The organism is Pantoea sp. Mb-10 (genome assembly GCF_021272205.1).
GTDB lineage: Bacteria > Pseudomonadota > Gammaproteobacteria > Enterobacterales > Enterobacteriaceae > Pantoea.
The window spans coordinates 163,226-182,510 of sequence record NZ_JAJSDX010000006.1 but is presented as its reverse complement, the minus strand read 5'-3'; the positions used below and the strand labels follow the sequence as shown (position 1 = coordinate 182,510).

21 protein-coding genes are annotated in these 19,285 nt (G+C 53.7%); 14 read left to right on the top strand and 7 right to left on the bottom strand.

Annotated features, from left to right (window positions below; translation table 11 throughout):
- Positions 1-123 precede the first annotated feature (123 nt).
- From traF to kleE, 7 genes are all read right to left on the bottom strand, one after another.
- Positions 124-681 carry a conjugative transfer signal peptidase TraF gene (gene traF / locus LU196_RS14160; protein ID WP_232760332.1) on the bottom strand — a complete coding sequence of 186 codons (558 nt, stop codon included), beginning with the start codon at positions 679-681 and terminating at the stop codon, positions 124-126.
- Positions 678-2,594, bottom strand: coding sequence for a type IV secretory system conjugative DNA transfer family protein (locus LU196_RS14155; RefSeq protein ID WP_232760331.1), 1,917 nt, complete (start codon positions 2,592-2,594; stop codon positions 678-680). The genes traF and LU196_RS14155 overlap by 4 nt, the downstream gene beginning before the upstream one ends.
- A gap of 559 nt (positions 2,595-3,153) precedes the next feature.
- Positions 3,154-3,837 (bottom strand): IncP plasmid survival protein KfrC family protein, encoded by a 684-nt coding sequence (locus LU196_RS14150; RefSeq protein ID WP_232760329.1) that lies wholly within the window; start codon positions 3,835-3,837, stop codon positions 3,154-3,156.
- 21 nt (positions 3,838-3,858) lie between these two features.
- Entirely contained in the window at positions 3,859-4,209 is a 351-nt protein-coding gene (locus LU196_RS14145; protein ID WP_232760328.1) for a KfrB domain-containing protein, read from the bottom strand.
- 500 nt (positions 4,210-4,709) lie between these two features.
- On the bottom strand, positions 4,710-5,714 hold the full coding sequence (locus tag LU196_RS14140) for a ParB/RepB/Spo0J family partition protein (protein WP_232760325.1): 1,005 nt from the start codon (positions 5,712-5,714) through the stop codon (positions 4,710-4,712).
- A gap of 243 nt (positions 5,715-5,957) precedes the next feature.
- On the bottom strand, positions 5,958-6,314 hold the full coding sequence (locus LU196_RS14135; RefSeq protein ID WP_232760323.1) for a TrfB-related DNA-binding protein: 357 nt from the start codon (positions 6,312-6,314) through the stop codon (positions 5,958-5,960).
- 192 nt (positions 6,315-6,506) lie between these two features.
- The gene (kleE, locus tag LU196_RS14130; protein WP_232760321.1) at positions 6,507-6,839 is read right to left on the bottom strand and encodes a KleE stable inheritance protein; all 333 of its coding nucleotides are present in this window, start codon (positions 6,837-6,839) and stop codon (positions 6,507-6,509) included.
- A gap of 420 nt (positions 6,840-7,259) precedes the next feature.
- On the opposite strand from kleE, the gene LU196_RS14125 reads away from it, so the two are divergent.
- The 14 genes from LU196_RS14125 to LU196_RS14060 all read left to right on the top strand — a co-directional run bounded on the left by LU196_RS14125 (position 7,260) and on the right by LU196_RS14060 (position 19,278).
- On the top strand, positions 7,260-7,673 hold the full coding sequence (locus LU196_RS14125) for a transcriptional regulator (protein WP_370641002.1): 414 nt from the start codon (positions 7,260-7,262) through the stop codon (positions 7,671-7,673).
- Positions 7,674-7,857: 184 nt separating this feature from the next.
- Positions 7,858-8,829, top strand: coding sequence for a P-type conjugative transfer ATPase TrbB (gene trbB / locus LU196_RS14120; RefSeq protein ID WP_255697870.1), 972 nt, complete (start codon positions 7,858-7,860; stop codon positions 8,827-8,829).
- Positions 8,830-8,929: 100 nt separating this feature from the next.
- A complete protein-coding gene (locus LU196_RS14115) occupies positions 8,930-9,313 on the top strand; it encodes a TrbC/VirB2 family protein (protein ID WP_304622739.1) in 384 nt (127 codons plus the stop codon).
- A 2-nt stretch (positions 9,314-9,315) separates the two neighbouring features.
- The gene (locus LU196_RS14110) at positions 9,316-9,630 is read left to right on the top strand and encodes a conjugal transfer protein TrbD (protein WP_232760318.1); all 315 of its coding nucleotides are present in this window, start codon (positions 9,316-9,318) and stop codon (positions 9,628-9,630) included.
- On the top strand, positions 9,627-12,164 hold the full coding sequence (locus LU196_RS14105; protein ID WP_232760317.1) for a VirB4 family type IV secretion/conjugal transfer ATPase: 2,538 nt from the start codon (positions 9,627-9,629) through the stop codon (positions 12,162-12,164). The genes LU196_RS14110 and LU196_RS14105 overlap by 4 nt, the downstream gene beginning before the upstream one ends.
- Positions 12,161-12,868: a VirB8/TrbF family protein gene (locus tag LU196_RS14100; protein ID WP_232760315.1), complete on the top strand. Its 708-nt coding sequence runs from the start codon at positions 12,161-12,163 to the stop codon at positions 12,866-12,868. Before LU196_RS14105 ends, LU196_RS14100 begins: the two co-directional genes overlap by 4 nt.
- Before the next feature lie 15 nt (positions 12,869-12,883).
- The gene (trbG, locus tag LU196_RS14095) at positions 12,884-13,774 is read left to right on the top strand and encodes a P-type conjugative transfer protein TrbG (RefSeq protein ID WP_232760314.1); all 891 of its coding nucleotides are present in this window, start codon (positions 12,884-12,886) and stop codon (positions 13,772-13,774) included.
- Between the two features lie 2 nt (positions 13,775-13,776).
- The gene (locus LU196_RS14090) at positions 13,777-14,208 is read left to right on the top strand and encodes a conjugal transfer protein TrbH (RefSeq protein WP_232760310.1); all 432 of its coding nucleotides are present in this window, start codon (positions 13,777-13,779) and stop codon (positions 14,206-14,208) included.
- 3 nt (positions 14,209-14,211) lie between these two features.
- On the top strand, positions 14,212-15,648 hold the full coding sequence (locus LU196_RS14085) for a TrbI/VirB10 family protein (RefSeq protein ID WP_232760308.1): 1,437 nt from the start codon (positions 14,212-14,214) through the stop codon (positions 15,646-15,648).
- An 11-nt stretch (positions 15,649-15,659) separates the two neighbouring features.
- Positions 15,660-16,430 carry a P-type conjugative transfer protein TrbJ gene (gene trbJ, locus LU196_RS14080; protein WP_232760306.1) on the top strand — a complete coding sequence of 257 codons (771 nt, stop codon included), beginning with the start codon at positions 15,660-15,662 and terminating at the stop codon, positions 16,428-16,430.
- A gap of 15 nt (positions 16,431-16,445) precedes the next feature.
- Complete coding sequence (locus tag LU196_RS14075) at positions 16,446-16,628, top strand: entry exclusion lipoprotein TrbK (protein WP_232760304.1); 183 nt, start codon at positions 16,446-16,448, stop codon at positions 16,626-16,628.
- Between the two features lie 4 nt (positions 16,629-16,632).
- Positions 16,633-18,192, top strand: coding sequence for a P-type conjugative transfer protein TrbL (gene trbL / locus LU196_RS14070; RefSeq protein ID WP_370641008.1), 1,560 nt, complete (start codon positions 16,633-16,635; stop codon positions 18,190-18,192).
- A complete protein-coding gene (locus LU196_RS14065; protein ID WP_232760302.1) occupies positions 18,161-18,508 on the top strand; it encodes a TrbM/KikA/MpfK family conjugal transfer protein in 348 nt (115 codons plus the stop codon). Before trbL ends, LU196_RS14065 begins: the two co-directional genes overlap by 32 nt.
- 14 nt (positions 18,509-18,522) lie before the next feature.
- Complete coding sequence (locus LU196_RS14060; protein WP_232760300.1) at positions 18,523-19,278, top strand: conjugal transfer protein; 756 nt, start codon at positions 18,523-18,525, stop codon at positions 19,276-19,278.
- Positions 19,279-19,285: the final 7 nt, after the last annotated feature.

Sequence of the window (19,285 nt, the reverse complement as noted above, 5' to 3'; positions counted from 1 at the left end):
TTCTTGTTTGCCGCTGGCTCGTGACTGCCTAGCGAAGGTCTTCTATCCGGTGCGCTCGCTTACATTCAAACGTCGCAGGCGTCACTCCCCTGTGTTAGCGCTTTGCCCTATCCCGCCCTGTTTTCAATTAGCGATATCGTTGACCGATCGCCATATCAACAAGGGAGAAACGACGGCGACCACCTGTGACGCTGTCACAGGGCCAAAGTAGCGCGCGTCAAATGAAGACGCGCTTTGATCGGTCATCAGTAACAGCTCGCCTTTTCCCATCGTATGCTCCATACGCAGCGCAGGAAGCGGTCGGCCGCTCGGATCAAGCGTAAGGGGAGCACTAAACGCAAGGCGCTGGCCGTTAACGTAAACACCGCGGGTGCGAAAGCCAACGCTGTCCCCTTCTACCGCCACGATCTGCTTCATCATTTCTCCGTATCCTGCCGGACAAAAACCGCTGCCGATGTAACCACGCTTATGCGCCAGGGAAAAAATGGCGTGCTCCGGCGGGCAAAAAATCACGTAGTCACCTTTGTGTGGCGCGCGCGAGGCGATTTTATAAAGCCCAACCGGAATACTGCTGGTGATATTCACGCGTACCCCGGCCACATAGCCGAGGCCGCATAAGATCGCCCCTAAACTGGCCACAATCAGAATGCTCAAGGTGGCCAACCGAATAACGCTTTTCATCCCGCCGCAGACGCAGAACGGATGCGATCGGTCGCGCTGGGTTCAGCAATGGACGCCCGCATCGAGAAGATTTCATCCTGGAAGAACAGCGGCTGTTTGCCGTAAATAGCCGGAAAGCCGGCAACGTAAATCACCATATCTCCGCGCTCGGTGATCATCCCCTCGGCGTTCTTCTTCGGACCCGGCATGCGCAGGCATTCATCCACGGTCAGCAGCGGACGCTGCACCTCTTGCATGGTTTTCGACACGCCGCCCAGCATTGCGCTGGCGCGCTTGCCGCTGGTGGTGATTTGTTCTTTGATCACCGTGGTCTGGCCGGTTAATTTCGACAGGTGCTCCGCAGTTTCGGTGCGGTTTGGCGGATACGCATTCTGCACATGGCAGTTGGAGGTGATGGTCTCATCCGGGCCATAGCCTGTCTCGCGGCTGCGCAGCTGGTTGATATCCTGACAAATAAGGTAAAACTTAATGCCATAGCCCGCTAAGAACGCCAGTGACTCCTGAATAATCTCCAATTTTCCTAAGCTCGGGAATTCGTCAATCATCGCCAGCAGGCGGTAGTTATACGTTTTTTTCGCCTGTACCCGCTGGGTATTTTTCGGTGCGAAGCCCAGCGCCTTTTTAATCCGTTGCGTCGCCGTAAGCGCATTATCCACGCGCTCAAACTCCATTTTGTCTGCGAGCAGGCGAACAATCATGTTCAGCATGATGCGCACTAAGGGGCGCAAGCGTGCTTTGTCATTGGGCTGAGTGACGATATACAGCGAGACTGGATCGTCATGGTTCATCAGATCCCTGATCTTAAAATGCGATTCGCTAACGTTGCGAGCCACCACCGGATCGCGATAAAGCGCGAGGTAAGACTTGGCGGTGGAGAGCACAGAGCCCGCTTCTTCTTGCGGACGATCCATCATGTCACGGCCCGCTGACCCCACGACGGGATGGTTTTCACCATTGACGTGTCCGTACTGCGTCATCTCCATCCACAGTTCGCCCGTATCGCGCTCGGGATCGGCCATGATGGAATCGACATACGGCAGCGAGGCTGGCGTGCCGTCATTTTTATGTTTGTACAGCACGTGCAATATCACGCCGACCAGCAACGCCTGGGAGGTTTTCTGCCAGTGATCATTGAGCCCCTTACCGTCAGGGTCGACGATGAGTGTAGCCAGATTTTGCACATCACCCACTTCGTATTCCGTTCCCACCCGGATCTCTTCCAGCGGATTCCAGGCCACAGAACCATTGGCAGCCGCCGGTTCAAATTTCAGACACACATTTTTGGCGTACTGTTTACGCCAGCCTGCGGTCATGGCCCATAACTCGCCTTTGAGATCGGTGATCACCGCGGACTGTGGCCATGAGAGCAGCGTCGGTACCACCAACCCTACCCCCTTACCTGAACGCGTTGGTGCATAGGTCAGAACATGTTCCGGTCCATTATGACGCAGATATTGTAACTGGCCGTTTTTGTCTTCCCACGCGCCGACGTACACCCCTTCATTGTTGCCCAGCAAACCTGACTGCTTGATATCCTGCTCATCGGCCCAGCGCGCCGACCCGTGCAGATGCGCATTAGCTTTGGAAGAGTTGGATCGCACCATGGCGGTGAGCGCGGTTAACACCAGGCCACCCGCGGCCACCACGGTGCCAACACTCCCCGCCGCCTGCAGCGCATCGGGTAAGCGTTCGTGCCACGCGGCGTACCATTTGAAATAAGACCACGGCGCGTAAATATGATTAAAGTGCGGACCCAGTAGCGCCTGATAGTTGAAGCTGTAGGCAAAATACTGGGTGGCGGCCTGCACACCTGCCGCCAGAGAAGCGAGGGCCATAACGGGGATCAATTTCCCTCTTGCCGCTTTCCCTTTATTACGGACCTGAGGCCCGACAGCGTTATTTGGCTTTCTCACATTAACTCTCCATAATTTGCCATTAAGCAACGGTGTGAAACGTTGCGACAGCGGTTACACGCTTGCCACCTCATAAGCGTTTTGCGGCGCTGTTTACCTTCCGGCGCCAGGCCAGCGATAAACCGCTCTACGTTGAAAGGCGTGTTGCGCGAAGCGATCCTGATTCCTTGTAATACACCTTGGGCCATGGCGCATCGTGACCATGCAGCCTAACGCGGCCCTATGTTAACATCAGTATAACGCCTTTATTTCGTTATATCGAACACTTTGCGCGGTTTTATTGCGGCTTTGTACGATTTTGCGACGCAGTCAATGAACGCATCTTTGCGCTCACGCAGCGCGCGTAATGGTCGCGCGGTCACGCACAGATTTCCGCATCGCTGAGAAAAAAACGTGTTTAACAGGTTGGTTTGTGCGATTAGCAGGGAGGGTTTAGCTCGCCTTCGCCTCATGAGACGCAGCATAAGAGAGGTAGCCCGTTTAGCCGCTAAATTTTAGCGGCTAAACGGGGTCAATAAGGAGATAGAAAACGGAAACGCCTGACAATAAAAGGGGGAAGTCAGCCGATCGTTCGGGTAAGACTCTGCCGTAGCCCCATGCCCTGTGAGACAACCTGCTCTTGACTCAGGCTCGCTTTGTTTTCTTTAGCCTGTTTGCGCATTAAATTCTCATGCGCGCGCTGGGCCTCACGCATTTCATCCCAGCCTTCAGCCAGTAGAGGCCGATCGTGACGCACTTTGGCCGCAGCCAACTCCTCAATACGCGTGCCGTGCAAGCCGATACCCTCATGTATCTCTTTGACCGTATCGAGCCGGCTATGCAAACGGCTAACCAACGCCTGTTGCTGCTGCACCTGAGACTGCCATTTGGCTTTTTGGCTCGGCAAAGAGAGAATGCCTGGCTGACGACTCATAATTTGTTGCAGTACGCTCTCCTGCTTATCAAGCAGTGACTCCAGACGATTTTCAAGGGTTTCTGCCTGCATCTCTTTCTGCTCAACGGCCGCATCCATAGCCTCTTTATAGGCCTGAGCGACATCGCCTCCTTCGTTAACATCCTGAGACGGTGTAAATGTGCGCTCTTCGGAAGAGACGGGCATATCGTGCAGCTGCTGTACCTGATTCTGAATATCTGCCGCTTCAGCCTCGGCCATGGGATCGCTTTGATGCACGGGCTGAGGTGGCGGACGGAGATGAGAGTCCCGGCCTAAACCGGGATGGCGTGATGTGGGGATCGATTTCATTCAGGGCTCCTTTGCTGTTCGCTAACGGGAGAGCTTCCGGGCCTGTTTTTCTGCGTCTGCGATGAGCGCTTTGCCGGAAGCCTGGTCATAAGAAATATTTTTTTCTGACCCAACTTCAGGCAGTTTATCGAAACTTTGTCGATCGTGCTTAAAAATCTGTTTGCCTACCTGCTGATAAATCGACTCTTTATCGGCGTGTATAATAGCCCCATTGTACGCGGTGGCCTTATCGGGGCCTTTGGACAAATAGAGTGGATAAATGCCAGGTTTAATGCTGCCTGCTTTGTCCACGTTATCATTTTTCCACTTGCCTGCTTCTTCGCTTTGCAGCACTCGCTGGCCGTTCATGACAAGAACACGCTGTTTGCTCATGTCGGAGTCACTCCTGATAATTTCATCTGCAGCCAGTTAACGCTGTCCGCTAATTGTTCTAATAATGCCAGCAAGCATCGGCGTCGTTGCATCAATCGTTGTCATTCCGACCACGACTTCTGAGTCTCACCACGCAGTGAGTCATGCACACTACGCCTATGCTTCACTGTTATCGTGCTGCCGCACGCTGGATATTTGACGTCCGTTTGCAAGCTAAAGATGGCTTTGCAGTGTAAGTCGTTAAAGGTCGCGAAAGCATGACTTTTTTCGGGCTACAAATAAATCAGTGCGTCAGCCATGTCGCCTCTTTTCAGCAAGTTGCCTTCGTTCCTGAAAGCCTTAAAAGGGACTCAGTTCAGATGAAACGTCGTGAGAGCAACGGCTATTGCCTAAATTGTTTAGCTATATAATAAATATTTTAGCCGCTAAAATCTCGCCCTAGGCCAAATTTTTTTAACGAAAAATGTGTTGTTAGCGAGATAATAGTCAAAACTGGTGCATTATTCTTCAGTAAGGCAAATTATTCGGACGTTTTTAAGATTTAATTCTTCTTCTCTGCCCGATCGGTCAAATTTAATCCACGCTTTTCCTTCTTCGCTGGGAAGCCTGGTGAGTAAAATGCAGCCCTGCTCTCCTTCGTAATCGACCACGAGCCGCGCTCTCTTAAGCTTGCCGCGCTTGGCAGGGGGTTCAGGCGCATCGCGTGCTTCCTCAGGGAGAGGCTCAACCTCTTCAACAGTTTGTAGCGGTAACGGGTCGTCGGCAAAGCTGTTAAACGCTTCTATTGCGTTAAAATCTTGGCGATTTGACTCTTTTTCATCGAGAAATTCCCGGAACACTTTAACCGCGCTGCGGGTGATATCTTCGCCCGCGTTCTCTTGAAGCAGTTTTTTTACTTCGCCAGCATCTTGCTTGTAAGCCGTGACCAGTTCGTTCACTACTGTGACATCACGAATTAAACCCTGATTAAACGCATCAGCAATGCAATCCGGCAGGTCGAGTAAAGCAGCATGTTGCGTCACGAAGGCAGGTGATTTGCCGAGAATTTTGGCAATCTGAGATTTGGTTAAGCCCGCCGCAAGTTTTCGCCCAATGTGCACGGCAACCTCGCGCGCGGTAAGATCGTTGCGCTGAATATTTTCAATCACCTGATCATCATCGCTGTAGTCGTTATCAATAAACGCAGGAATGTGCGTTTTACCGGCAACCTGGCTTCCACGCCAGCGGCGCTCACCGTGGTTGATAACATAGCGACCAGGCTTGGCCGGATTCTCACGCACGGATATCGGCATTTTCACGCCGCGTAAAGCGATGGTGTTCGCCAGTTCCTGAAGGGACTCCTGAGAAAAGCCTGGGTTGTCGGATTGACGCGGTTGATTCGGATCGGGATCAATCATCGTGATATCGAGCAACAGCGGTTTACCCGGGGAGAGAGAGGCAACATGGACGTGCGCAGGTTGAACAAGGGCGTCAGGGCCATGCGCGGAAGAACTTTTTTTACTCATGCTTCTCTCCAAATCTTGTTCATTAGTCTTGTTTTTCGTCAGAGAATGCAACGTTAACAATAGGTTAAAGTCACTTCCTACTACCACGGGCGTCGTTTTTTAAACGTGCAGGCGCGCCAGCACGTTTAGGCGCACACATATTTCGTCAGCAGGGTCCTTACAGTGCAGTTAACCCCGTTCAAACCGGTCAGCGCAGCCGAGCGTGATTCACGGTGAAAAATGCGCGAGTGCCCGGCATCAACGCTATTCTTCCTGCTTCCGCTTGGCCTCATCTGCCCACTTTTTCACAATAAATGCCTGGCGCTCAGGCAGAATCACTTCCAGGCGTACGTAGCCGTTAGGGACTTCCTGCTTATACGCTTCCCAAACGCGGTTCACCGCCTGCGAGACGGCACCGCGTGAGATGCTTAGCGTCTCTGCAAACCCCTTTTGCGGTTTACCTTGCACCAAAACCCCATAGGCAATGTCGAGGGTTTGCTGACCGACATTCAGTCCCTTTGTAACGCGCTGGAATTGTTCCCTGGTAAGGTGCTTTTTCTCGCCTTTCTCATGGCAAGATGCACGACTGCCGTTAACGTTGAAGTCCTTAAGGATCGTCATAGTTTCACTTCCAGACTCATACAAAGTTGGCCATAGCACTGTCTAAAATTGAGCGTCTAATTCTTATATTTATGAAAACGTAATTTTATAGAAACGTTTATTAATTATGGCCTTAAAAGAGGCATGGCTTACGCTTCCATCGTGCATTGCTGGTCAAACGGCGTCTGCACACCGAGTGATGTCGGTGGAAGCCTACGGCGTTTTGGGTTTCCAGGTTGTCATAAAAAACGTAAACGCTGACGCGACCAGGAAACTCAGCGCAAAAGGCCAAAATGCCGCAAATGCACCGTTGTGCCAGTTGATCATCATTCTGAAAAATTGGATGACGACATTCGTGATTAACATAAATCGGATGGGCACCCAGAGACTTGCCGCGACAATATAAATGACGCCGATGATCCCGTGTAAAATATTGCGGCGCGTTTCATTGGTCGGCTTCGGCTCAACGCGTTGCGGCTGTTCAGGTGGAGGCTGATGCTCAGGCTCTTCCTTCTTGTTACGTGGAAACTTCACGACATTATTCACACTTCCCTCCTGCCAAGCCCTTATAAAATAGGCATTTGCGACATTGCCGCCAAAAATTTAGCTATCCAAGCCGTCAGTTAAGGATTGAACCTAATAGGTTGCAATGCTCTTTAGTCTCAAAAATTGTTGAGAACGGCTAATCCCTCAGGAATTTGAGACCGAACTCAGTGTATTCGCACAATAAGGCATCATACAATCATCTTATGAGGCTTTTAACGACTATATCGAAAATAAACCTCGAGATTGGCTTGCCGTGCGCCGAAAGCTGTGTCTTTGGTTAATTTTCCTATAGACTGATTTTTGGCAGTTTGGGACTTATCGTCCTTTCGCACTACACATAAGAGAGATTTAAGTTTAGCTATAATATTACGGCAGGCGTCTTTTTAGCCGCTAAAATACGAGTTGAGGCGATCGCGTAACGTGTACAATCTAATTTTCTTTACAAACATTCTCAGGCTGCTGGACAAAAGGAACATGACTAAGCAGGAGCTTTCACTACAAGCGGGAGTCTCCATCTCATTTTTATCTGATCTAACCAACGGTAAAGCTAATCCTTCCCTGCGCGTCATGGAGAGTATTGCCAACGCACTTGATGTTGCGTTGCCAGAGCTGCTTGAAACAACCGATCTTGACGAGAACAGCTTGATGCTGATGGCCGACGGCCACCCGGTGAAAAGCCTGCCGCCCGGTTATGTCAGAGTATCGGTGATTCTGTCAGAGCAACAGGCCTTTCAGGTACGTAAATGGAGTGAAACCGCGCGTCAAAAACTGGGCGAAGAAGCCAAAGAATTACTGGCTGAATTGCAACAGAACTCGTCAAACCCTACCCACTGATCTTGCCTCAGGAAATCCGCTGCAGGGACGCAGATTTTAGCCGCTAAAACTCATTTGCCATCTTGTCAACTATCAAAATTATTTCACTTTAATGTGGGTTTAAACTTGCCTGCGTTCAATTTTCTGTATATCGTTTGCCACGTATTTCTATTGTAAATACAGTGTAAAGATTAAAGGGGATTTTATGAGCGCTGTGGATGGCATTGCTTTAGATACTGTAAGTGCAAGGACTATTGAGAAGCTCAAAAGGGATATGGGCGCTCATATGATCAATACGCTTGAAGACCCCAGCACCCTCGAACTGATGCTCAACCCGGACGGTCAGTTATGGTGTGAGCAATTTGGGCGCCCCATGTTCTGCATGGGCACCGTCGATCCGATGCGGTCCAAGACCATCCTGCAAACCATCGCCGGTTTTCATGGCAAAATCATCGACCACAGCTCCCCGTTTCTGGAGTGCGAATTGCCTATCGACGGCTCGCGCTTCGCGGGCCAGATTCCCCCGCTGGTGGCAGGTCCCTCCTTTGCCATCCGTAAAAAAGCGTCCCGTATTTTTCTGCTGAGTGAGTACGTCGAATCCGGCGTCATGACGCAGGCACAGGCTGACTACATCTGTCAGGCCATCTCAGACCACAAGAATATTCTGGTAATTGGTGGAACGGGTTCGGGCAAAACCACCCTGCTGAACGGCATCATTGCCGAAATCGTGCGCCAGTTCCCTCACGAACGTATCTGCATCATTGAAGACACTGGCGAGCTCCAGTGCTCGGCGGAGAATTACGTTCAGTACCACACCACGGTTAACGTCACGATGACGGAGATCCTCCGCCTGATCCTGCGTATGCGTCCCGACCGTATTTTCGTGGGCGAAACGCGTGGCCCTGAAGCGCTCGATATGCTCGATGCCTGGAACACCGGCCATGAAGGCGGCGCGGCCTCCCTGCACGCCAATAACACGGCATCTGCGCTGACGCGTCTGCGCTCCCTGATTTCACGTAATCCGTTTGCGCCACGTGAAATTGAGCCCGTCATCGGCGAAGCCGTGAACGTCATTGTGCAAATAGGCAAGACCCCGCAGGGTCGCCGCATTCAGGAAATTCGTGAAGTTCAAGGGTTCGAGAACGGCGATTACCTTTCCCGCCTGATCGCCGCTTAACTCGCGCTTAGTCTAAACAACATTCGATTGTTACACCTGCGAGCGGGTTTACAGCTCACTTTTTTACAACCTAAACCAACCTTTACTAAGGGGTCATTGAATGAAATCTGGTCTTTCGCAAGTCATGCTTAGCAAGCACGCTTTTATTGCGTTTCTTGGCGCGCTGCTGTTTTTCGTCGCCGCTGAGCCTGCGCTGGCGTCTAACACCTCCGGCGGTGGTCTGCCGTTTGATAGCTGGCTGACCAATATTCGTACGTCTGTCACCGGTCCCTTTGCCTACACCGCCTCCATCATCGGTTTAGTCGCGGCGGGTGCCATGTTGATTTTCGGCGGCGACATGAACGGTTTCATGCGTACCCTGATCTTCATCGTCTTGGTACTGAGCTTCCTGGTTGCCGCGCAGAACACGCTGTCTGCCATCACCGGTCAGGGCGCAGAACTGGCCGCCGTCTTGACAGCAGGTAAAGCCGGGAGCGTTGCATAACCATGCCTTTACGCACGATCCCCATCCGCAGGGTGGCATCACGTTCGAACCTTTTCATGGGCGGGGACCGTGAAATGGTTATGTTTTCAATCCTATTGGCAGCGGTCCTGATCTTTACCTCACAGGACTGGATCGCTGCCGGTGTCGGCGTCGCAATTTGGGGCGTTTCTCTGGCGCTTTTACGAAGAATGGCGAAATCCGACCCCATGCTGCGCCAGGTTTATCTCCGCAGCCTCAAGTACAACCAGCCGTATTATGCGCCTCGGGCTACGCCGTTCCGCGTCAATACGACAGCTCAGGGAAACCGATATAAATGAACACAGCAATTCCTGTCTTAGTTGCGGTGATAGGACTCGTCCTGCTGGGCATGATGCTGGCTGTCTATCAGCGCATGGTGAAGGAATACCACCTTAAAAAACACCGCGCTAAAGATGAAGCCTTTGCTGATTTGCTCAATTATGCCGCGGTTGTGGACGATGGTGTCATCGTCTGCAAAAACGGCTCTTTTATGGCCTCATTTTTTTACAAAGGCGCTGACAACGCGAGCGCAACCGACCAGGAAAGAGAACTCGTTTCATTTCGCATCAACAAAGCCGTCGGTAAACTCGGCAATGGCTGGATGATGCACGTTGACGCAATGCGTAATCCCGCGCCCTCCTACAGTGAGCGCAATGCGTCACACTTCCCCGACCGCATTTCTGCCGCCGTGGATGAAGAACGTCGTCGCCTGTTTGAAAAAATGGGTCAGCTGTATGAAGGGTGTTTCGTGGTGACGTTCACCTGGTTTCCACCGCGTCTGGCTGAGAGCAAATTCACCGAACTGATGTTTGATGATGAGCGTGAAGCGGCCAGCGATCTGGCGACCACCCGTAATTTACTGGACCGGTTCAAGCATGAGATTTCCGTGATTCAGTCCAACATGTCGCAGGCCGTAACGGTAGAGCGCTTGGGCGGATTGAAAGTGGAGCTGGAAGACGGTTCGGTTGCCACCATGGATCAGCAACTGGAATATCTGCAGTACTGCGTGACCGGCATGCAACATCCGGTGCGTCTGCCAAACAACCCTATCTATCTTGACGCGCTGATTGGCGGCCAGGAATTTTATCCGGGGATCGTACCGCGCATTGGTAAAAACTTTGTGCAGATCGTGGCGCTCGAAGGCTATCCCACCGAGTCTTATCCCGGCATCCTCACCAAACTGGCCGAGCAGCCGTGCGAATACCGCTGGTCTACCCGCTTTATTTTCCTCGATTCTCACGAGGCGATTTCTAAGCTGACTGCGTATCGCCGCAAGTGGAAGCAGAAAGTGCGTGGCTTTATGTCGCAGCTTTTCAACACCAACAATGGCTATATCGATGAAGATGCGCTGTCGATGGTGAATGATGCGTCTTCTGCCATTGCGGAAACCAACTCCGGCATGGTCAGCCAAGGTTACATGACCAGCGTCATTGTGCTGATGAACGACGATCGTAAACGCGTCGAAGACGCCGCTGAATTTATGCGTAAAGCCATCAATAACCTGGGCTTTACCGCGCGTATTGAAACGGTCAACACCGTCGACGCCTATTTCGGCTCCCTGCCCGGCCACGGCGTGGAAAACGTGCGTCGTCCACTGGTCAACACGCTTAACCTGGCCGATTTGATGCCCACCAGCACCATTTGGCCGGGTGAAAACCGCGCGCCAAGCCCGATGTTTGACGCTGGCGCACCGCCGCTGATGCACGGCGTGACCTCAGGGAATACGCCGTTTCGCTTTAACCTGCACGTACGCGATCTCGGCCACAGCTTCATGTTTGGCCCGACGCGCGCCGGTAAATCAACCCATCTGGCGTTGACGGCCATGCAGTGGCGACGCTATGCCGGCTCGCGCATCTACGCCTTTGATAAAGGCCTGTCGATGTACCCGACGTGCAAAGCGGTGGGCGGTAATCACTTCACTATTGCAGCGGACGACGACCAACTGGCCTTTGCTCCCCTGTCGCGCCTGGATACCGCTTCCCGCCGCAGCTGGGCGATGGAGTGGATTGAGTCCATCCTGATTCTCAATAACGTTCACGTTGATGCCCCGATGCGTAACGCCATTGCTGATGCCATTAAAAGTATGGCCGACAGCGGCTCAAAAACCCTATCAGAGTTTTCCGTTACTGTTCAGAGCAACGAAATCCGTGATGCGCTCAAGCAGTACACCATTGATGGCAACATGGGACATCTGCTGGATGCCGAAGCAGACGGGCTCGACATGTCGGACTTCATGACCTTCGAGATCGAGAACCTGATGAACATGGATCAGAAATACGCGATGCCGGTGCTGCTGTACCTGTTCCGTCGTATCGAAGAGTCATTGGATGGCCGCCCTACGCTGATCATTCTGGACGAAGCGTGGCTGATGCTGGGCCATGAAGCGTTCCGCGGCAAAATCCGCGAATGGCTGAAATCCATGGCGAAGAAAAACTGTGCAGTGCTGATGGCAACACAGCAGCTGGGCGACGCGGCGAAATCCGGCATTCTCGACGTCATTATTGAATCCACCGCCAGCCGTATCTTCCTGCCCAATCCGAATGCCCTGCAAGAAGAGGCCATGCCGCTCTATCTCAACATGGGCTTGAACCGTCGCCAGGTAGAGATCATCGCCTCCGCCATTCCTAAACGCGAATACTACTACGTGTCGGAAGAGGGACGCCGTCTGTATCAGCTGGCGCTCGGTCCGCTTGCGCTGGCTTTCGTGGGCGCAACCGATCCTGACTCTATCGCGACGATCAAAGAATTAGCCCAAACATACGGCGACAAGTGGGTGGACGAATGGCTGCGCACGAAGGGCCTGGAATTACATGACTACGAGGTTGCAGCATGAAACTCTTTAAAAACAAAAATACGCCTCAGCCGGATACCGCTAACCCGTATCTGAACGCGCGGCGCTCATGGAACATTCATATGGGCCACGTTCAGCAGTTTGGTGCGCTGGGCATTTTCTTTGGCGTGGCGGGCCTGCTGGTGGGCCTCGCGGCGGTAGGCGGCATCACCTATATCGGCAGCCAGCCGAAATTTGTCCCGATGGTGTATCAGCAGGATCGCGCGGACAACTATGTCAGCCTGACGCGCGCCGACCGCCTGCCAGCGGCGAAAGTGGATGATTTCCGCAGCGCCGCCTGGAACTTTATCGATCACATTCGTACTGTCACGCCAGACAGCGAGATGCAGCGTAAAGCCGTGCTTCAGACCTACGCCTTCCTCTACCCGGATGACGCGGCGACCATTAAAGCCAACGAGTTCCTAAACGGTTCTAAAGAGCGTAATCCGTTTACGCGCGCGCAGACCGAAATGGTCAGCACCGAGCTGCTCTCCGCTATCCAGCAGTCGCCGGATACGTGGCAGGTTGACTGGATGGAAACCACGCGCAACCGCGACGGCACGCTGAAAGCACAGCCAATAAGAATGCGTGCGCTGATCACCATTTATCAGAACACCGATTTGAACGCCAACATCACGGAAAATAACGATGTCATGAACCCACATCGTATTTTTATCAAAGATTTTAACTGGTCAAAACAACAGTAAATTCGGGACCGAATAATGAAAAAGTCAATTATCGCAGCGTTAATGATGAGCTTTCCGCTTCTGGCTAGTGCGGCTCCCGGTAGCGATCCGCTGGCAGACCAGTATTTCTCTAAAAATGAACCGCAGCTGACCCCACAGGAACGTGCGGCCATCGGCATTGGTCAAAAATGGCAAACCGGCGCAGGCAGCGTCAGCAGTAAACCGTTTGCCGGTCCGGATGGCGCAATCAACTACGTTTACACCACCGGGCAGACGCAGGTGGTCTGCGCCGTGCTGCAAGTGTGCGATATCGCGCTGCAGCCTGGCGAAAACGTCAACAACATCAACAGCGGCGATCCGCGCTTTGTGGTAGAGCCGTCGATCACCGGTTCTGGCGCAGCGCAGCAGCTGCATCTGATTATCAAGCCGCTTGATGTGGGTCTGGATACCTCGCTGGTTGTCACCACCGATCGCCGCACCTATCGCTTCCGCCTGAAATCGAGCCGCAAAGAGTTTATGCCTTACATCGCCTTCACCTACCCGGAAGACGCGCAGGCAAAATGGGATGCGATCCGCACGCGTGAGGCGAAGCAGCTCAGCGACAACACCATTCCGCAGACCGGCGAGTATCTCGGCAATCTCGACTTTAACTACTCCATCAGCGGTTCAGCGAGCTGGAAACCGGTGCGCGTTTACAACGACGGCGTGAAAACCATTATCCAGTTCCCGAAAAACATCGCGTCTGGCGAGACCCCCATCCTACTGGTGGTGCGTAAAGAAGGCGGGCTGTTCTCTAAAGATGAGACACAGCAGGTCAACCTGCGTACACAGGGCGACAGAACCATTGTGGATGGTCTGTTTGAAAAAGCCTACCTGGTTATCGGCGTCGGTTCGAGCCAGGAAAAAGTCACAATTACAAGGGGCTAAGAATGAAAGGAATTCATTTACGCGCTGCGCTGGTGCTGGCTGCCGCGCTGATCGTCACGGGCTGCGCGTCGGGCTACGGCAACTACTCTAGCGCCACGCCCCTCGCCTCCAGCAGCATGGCGGATAACACCGTGTCTCAGCTGGCTGCGCTCTATCCGCCGGGTCGCACCACGTTTGCCATGCAGCAGCCAACCGACGATGCGTTCGGCGCGTCACTGGTGCAGCGTCTGCGCGCGCGCGGTTACGCAGTGGAAGAGTTCACTAAAGACGGCCAATCGCAAAACGCGACGCCCATCGGCTATGTGCTGAACACCGTGGCCCCGAACCTTTACCAGGTCACCACTTACGTGCGCGGCATCAGCTTGACGCGCGGTTTCGTGGTAGCAACAGATGGCAAAGCCTACCCGGCTGGCCCCTGGACACGCGAGGAATAAAGGATGGCTGACAACGATAAAATGTCTCCGGACGCCTCTCCAGGCTCTGCGAACAAAACCGGCGTGCGCCGCGTCAACAAACGCCCGATGTACATTGCGCTGGCAGGCGTGGCCGCGTTTTGTTTAGTCGTGGCGTATGTCGCCAACAAGCGCGCCAGTCAAAGCGCGGCGGAGAATGCGGAATCCACGCAGTCGCACAGCGGGAATCGTACCTCTTCAGCTATGGCGAATGAGGTACTGGGCGGCGGCAGTAGCGGGCTGATTGAAGCCCCGGCCACCCCGCCGACGCTGCCAGAGCAGAACAACACGCTCGCGGAGAAGAAACCGACCACCGCCCTGCCGTCTGTGCCGGTTGCGCCGGTCGCTAACCCGGATGAGCCGCCGGTCCCCGAGCGCACCGCGCAGGCACCGCAGCAGAACGATCCCGAGCTGGATCAGATGCGCCGCAATAAAATGCGCGACTTCATGGACGCGGTAAAAGCGAAAACGCAGGTCAACCTGCCGGATCAGTTAGGCCAGCGTACCCGCGCCAGCGGTAACACGCCGCAGTCACGCGACGAAATGCTGCAAGAAATTGCCAACGTGCGCCGTCAGATGGATCAAAACAACACCGATCCCACCTCGAGTTATGAGGCGCAGGTGCAACACATCCGTTCCACCATGAACGGTGGCAACGATGGCAGCGGTGGCGGTATGGGCGGCGGTGGAAGCGGCGGCGGCGGCATGTCGTTGGCATCCGTGGGCGGTTCGCCCGTGGGCCGTAACGACATCAACCAGTATGGCAAGAAAGGCAGCGGCGACCGCTGGTTGCTGGATGAGCAAGTTTCCGCCCCGCACAGCCCGTATGAGCTGCGCGCTGGCTGGGTGATCCCTGGCGTGATGATCAGCGGCATCAACTCCGATTTGCCAGGCCAAATTGTCGGCCAGGTATCGCAGGATGTGTATGACACCGCCACCGGCAAATACCTGCTGATTCCGCACGGTACGCGCGTCGTGGGCACCTACTCCAGCGATGTGGCCTACGGTCAGGAAGGGGTGATGATCGCCTGGCAGCGTCTGGTGTATCCCGACGGCAAAGCGCTGGACTTAGGCTCAATGCCGGGCGCCGATATGGCGGGCTATTCAGGCTTCCGCGATCAGGTCAACAACCACTACTTCCGCATCTTTGGGAACGCGCTGCTGCTGTCCGGTATTACGGCCACCATCGCTTACTCGCAGGATCGCGATCAGAACAACGGCACCACGTCTAATCAGGCGCCGAACATGAGCAGCGAAATGAGCGCGGCGCTGGGCCAAGTGTTCGGTCAGGCTATCGCGCAGGTGGTGCAGAAAAACCTCAACATCGCACCGACGCTGGAAATTCGCCCGGGCTACCGTTTCAACATTATGGTGACGAAAGACCTGGCCTTCACCAAGCCGTATCAGTCCTTTGATTACTAGGAGAGAAGACGATGCATAACCGTTTATTTTCCACGGCCAAACGCGCATTACTGGCCTCCCTTGTGGCCTCGGCTCTGATCGTACCGGCGCAAGCCGGTATCCCGGTCATCGACGGCACCAACGTGGTGCAAACCACCATCAGCGCGGTCAATAACGTTGAGGCGGTTGCCAAGCAGGTTCAGCAGTATCAAACGCAACTGCAGCAGTATGAAAACATGCTGCAAAACACCGTGGCGCCCGCCGCCTACGTGTGGGACCAGGCTAACTCCACCATCAATAAGCTGCTGCAGGCGCAGGACACGCTGAACTACTACAAGAATCAGACCGGGAGCTTAGATTCGTATCTCCAGCGCTATCAAGACATCAGCTACTACCGCTCTTCACCCTGCTTTAACAGCAATGTGACCTGTACGGCCGATGAAATTGCCAAGCTTAACGATACCGATAAAGACAGCTCGGAGGCGCGCAAAAAAGCCAATGATGCCGTATTTAAAGCGCTGGACCAGCAGCAGGACACCCTTCAGCACGACGCCGATAACTTGCGCGATTTGCAGTCGCAGGCCACCGGCGCCAAAGGTCAAATGGAGGCGATTCAGGCTGGGAACCAGCTAGCCAGCGCGCAAAACAATCAGCTATTGCAGATTCGCTCTCTGTTAGTTGCTCAGCAAAATGCGGCGACGACCTTAGCACAGGCGCAGGCAGATAAAGAGGCACAGCAATCTGCAGCATCTCAAGCATTTCGTTCAGGTTCATACACAAAAAGCCCTGAAGTGGGCTGGTAAGGAGAAAAGTTAATTATGAAAAAGACAATCATTTCCGCTTTCATGCTTGTGTCCATCATCTCAATGACGGGATGCGATCAAAAACCTGAGCCCGGCAAAGTTGACTGTGGCAAAGCGGTATCAAGCATGACTGAGCAAGAAAAAACGACGTGTGGTAAAGCAGGCCAATACACCAAGAGTCCTGAAAAAGGTTGGTGATGTGATGAAATTTTCGACTTTCTTCGGTCCTGCAGTCATGATTTTAATACTGTTTACCAGTATTGAAGCGCATGCTGCAGCGGGAGAATTAAATAGCTCGGGCTTGTTGGATGATATTCTGAGGCGTTTTTCTCAAGTTGCAGAGGGCTGGAGAAAAGTCATTACCTCGTATGCAACGTATTTATTTTGGAGCTTAGTATTGATCAGCATGGTTTGGACGTTTGCCATGCTGGCAATGCAAGGTGATGGTATTCAAACTGCGCTTGCAGAAATTGTTCGCTTTTTTGTGGTTGCCGGTTTTTTTTGGTATCTATTACAAAAAGGCCCTGAAATTTCGATGTCGATTCAGGATTCATTACGCGAATTGGCAGCGAGTGCCTCGGGAATGAAGCAAAAGCTTTATCCTTCGGGCATTGTTGATATTGGCTTTGATATTGCCTCACGAGCTGCCGATCAGTCCTCTGTATGGAAACCTGCGGATACCACCGTGGGGCTTCTGCTTGCCGCAGCAATATTATGCATCTTGGCCTTAGTGGGAATTAACATGCTTATATTGTTAATTACCGGCTGGGTGCTGAGTTATGCAGGGATAATTCTGCTTGGCTTAGGCGGAGCAAGATGGACCTCTGATATTGCCATTAACTATTTTAAAACCGTCCTTAATGTCGGTCTTCAGCTATTTACAATGGTTTTAATTGTAGGCATCGGTAAATCATTCATAGACCAGTATTATCAATCTATGGGTGATGGAACTATGCAAATTAAATCCATGTTTGTCATGCTGGTGGCCTCACTGGTCCTTTTGGTACTCGTTAATAAACTTCCCCCAATGATAGGCAGTATTGCGGGTGGCGCATCAACAGGTGGAATCGGTGGTTTCGGTGCAGCCTCTCTAATGACTGCCGCATCAGCTGCTGGCGCTGCAATCGCAACCGCTGGCGCAGCGGCGGCTGCAGGTGCAGCGGCTGCCGCAGGCGGTGCTGATGCCCTGAAAGCGGCCTTCCAATCAGCACAGTCAGCCATGGCAGATGAATCCGGGTCCGGTGGCTCCAGTGGGGGTATGGGTGGTGGCGGTCAAGACACGGGCAGCGTCGATGCTGGCGGTGGCGGCGGTGATGCCGCTGGCGGTTCAGCAGGCGGCGGCAGCTCCGGCGGGGGAAAGAGCGCGGGCGGAGGCAGTAGTGGCTTCGCCCAGTCCTTCTCGCGTGCGGGAAAAATGGCATCCCATATGGCCAGCAGCCTCGCCAGCGGTATGGCCGCGCGCAGCGCTGAAAAGCATAGCAGCAAGATGAGTGCGGCCAGAGACGCGATCGCCCAAACCGCAGGTGGCCAACTGGCGGCGCAGATTCGTGCGCAAACCGCAGCACGCCAGGAAGGTGGTGGCGCAGGGTCGATGGTTTCTGATGAAACCGCATTGCAGGGCGCCTTTGCCAGCAACGCCTCAGGCGGCGCGACCGGCAGCGACCAGGCGCAGAACACCGGAGCAGATACCGGTTCCGTAAATCAGCAATCTTCTCAAGGCGGGGATGAATATGAACAGTTTAAAAACAAACAAAGCTTCTAACGGCATCGCGCTGAAAAGCGCCCTGCCGGGTATGCTGCTGGCGGTCGCGGCGTTAGCGGTCACCGCGCCCGCAAAAGCCGCCGATCCTTGTGAGCAGGTGCTGTGCCTAGCCGGCGTCATGGCCGGCAAAGGCGTCGTCAGCGGCTGTGCCAATCCGGTGGCGGACTACTTCGATATCGTTGAAACCAGCCACGGCGCGTTCCTGCCGGATCACACCTCAAGAAAGCGCAAAAGTCAGCTGGATAAGTGCCCGGCGGCAGGGTCGGACACCATTGAGAAAATCAACGACAAATTTGGTCGTCTGCGCGGCTTGTAATTAAGGAGAGCAGTATGCCGTATTTAGATGTGCCTCCCGCCATGGTGGAGCGCGTAGTGTGCTCCATTACGGCCGCGATCAAATATCAGGTTCCGGCCAACATCATGTTGGCGGTAGCTGAAAAAGAGGGTGGCAAGCCGGGTCTGGAAAACAAGAATCGTAACGATAACGGCACCTATGACATGGGGCCGATGCAATTCAATACGGTGTATCTCAGAGACCTGGCAAAATATGGCATTACCGCAGAAGATGTGGCCCAGCCGGGCTGCTACTCCTTTGATTTGGCCGCGTGGCGTATTCGCGGCCACATTAAAAACGATCGCGGCGATATCTGGACCAAAGCCGCGAACTATCATTCGCGCACGCCCTATTACAACAGCATTTACCGCAGCGATCTGATCCGCAAAGCCGCAAAATGGCAGACGTGGATCGAGGCGCGTTTCAATACCTTCGATGCCACCGCCCCGGCTCCTCAGCCACCGCAACCGCAGCTGGCGGCGCAGCAGGCCGCCCCGCAATCAGTGTCTGTTAAACCGACTCAGCCTGAGGTGGACACGGCGGCGCACTCTCTGCCGCTGCCAACTGCAGCGGATTCCAGCACCACGCCTGCCACGCCGGAACAATTGGTGGGCTTCACAGCCTCTGTGAAAACCTTGCCGGTGAGCCGGGTCTCGCAAAATGATTACCGCGAGACGGTGCAGCCGCTGCAATTTAATAAAGCCGCAGCCGATGCGCTGGCCGCAGTCTATGGCCGTGTCAAACTGCGCTAATTTTAGC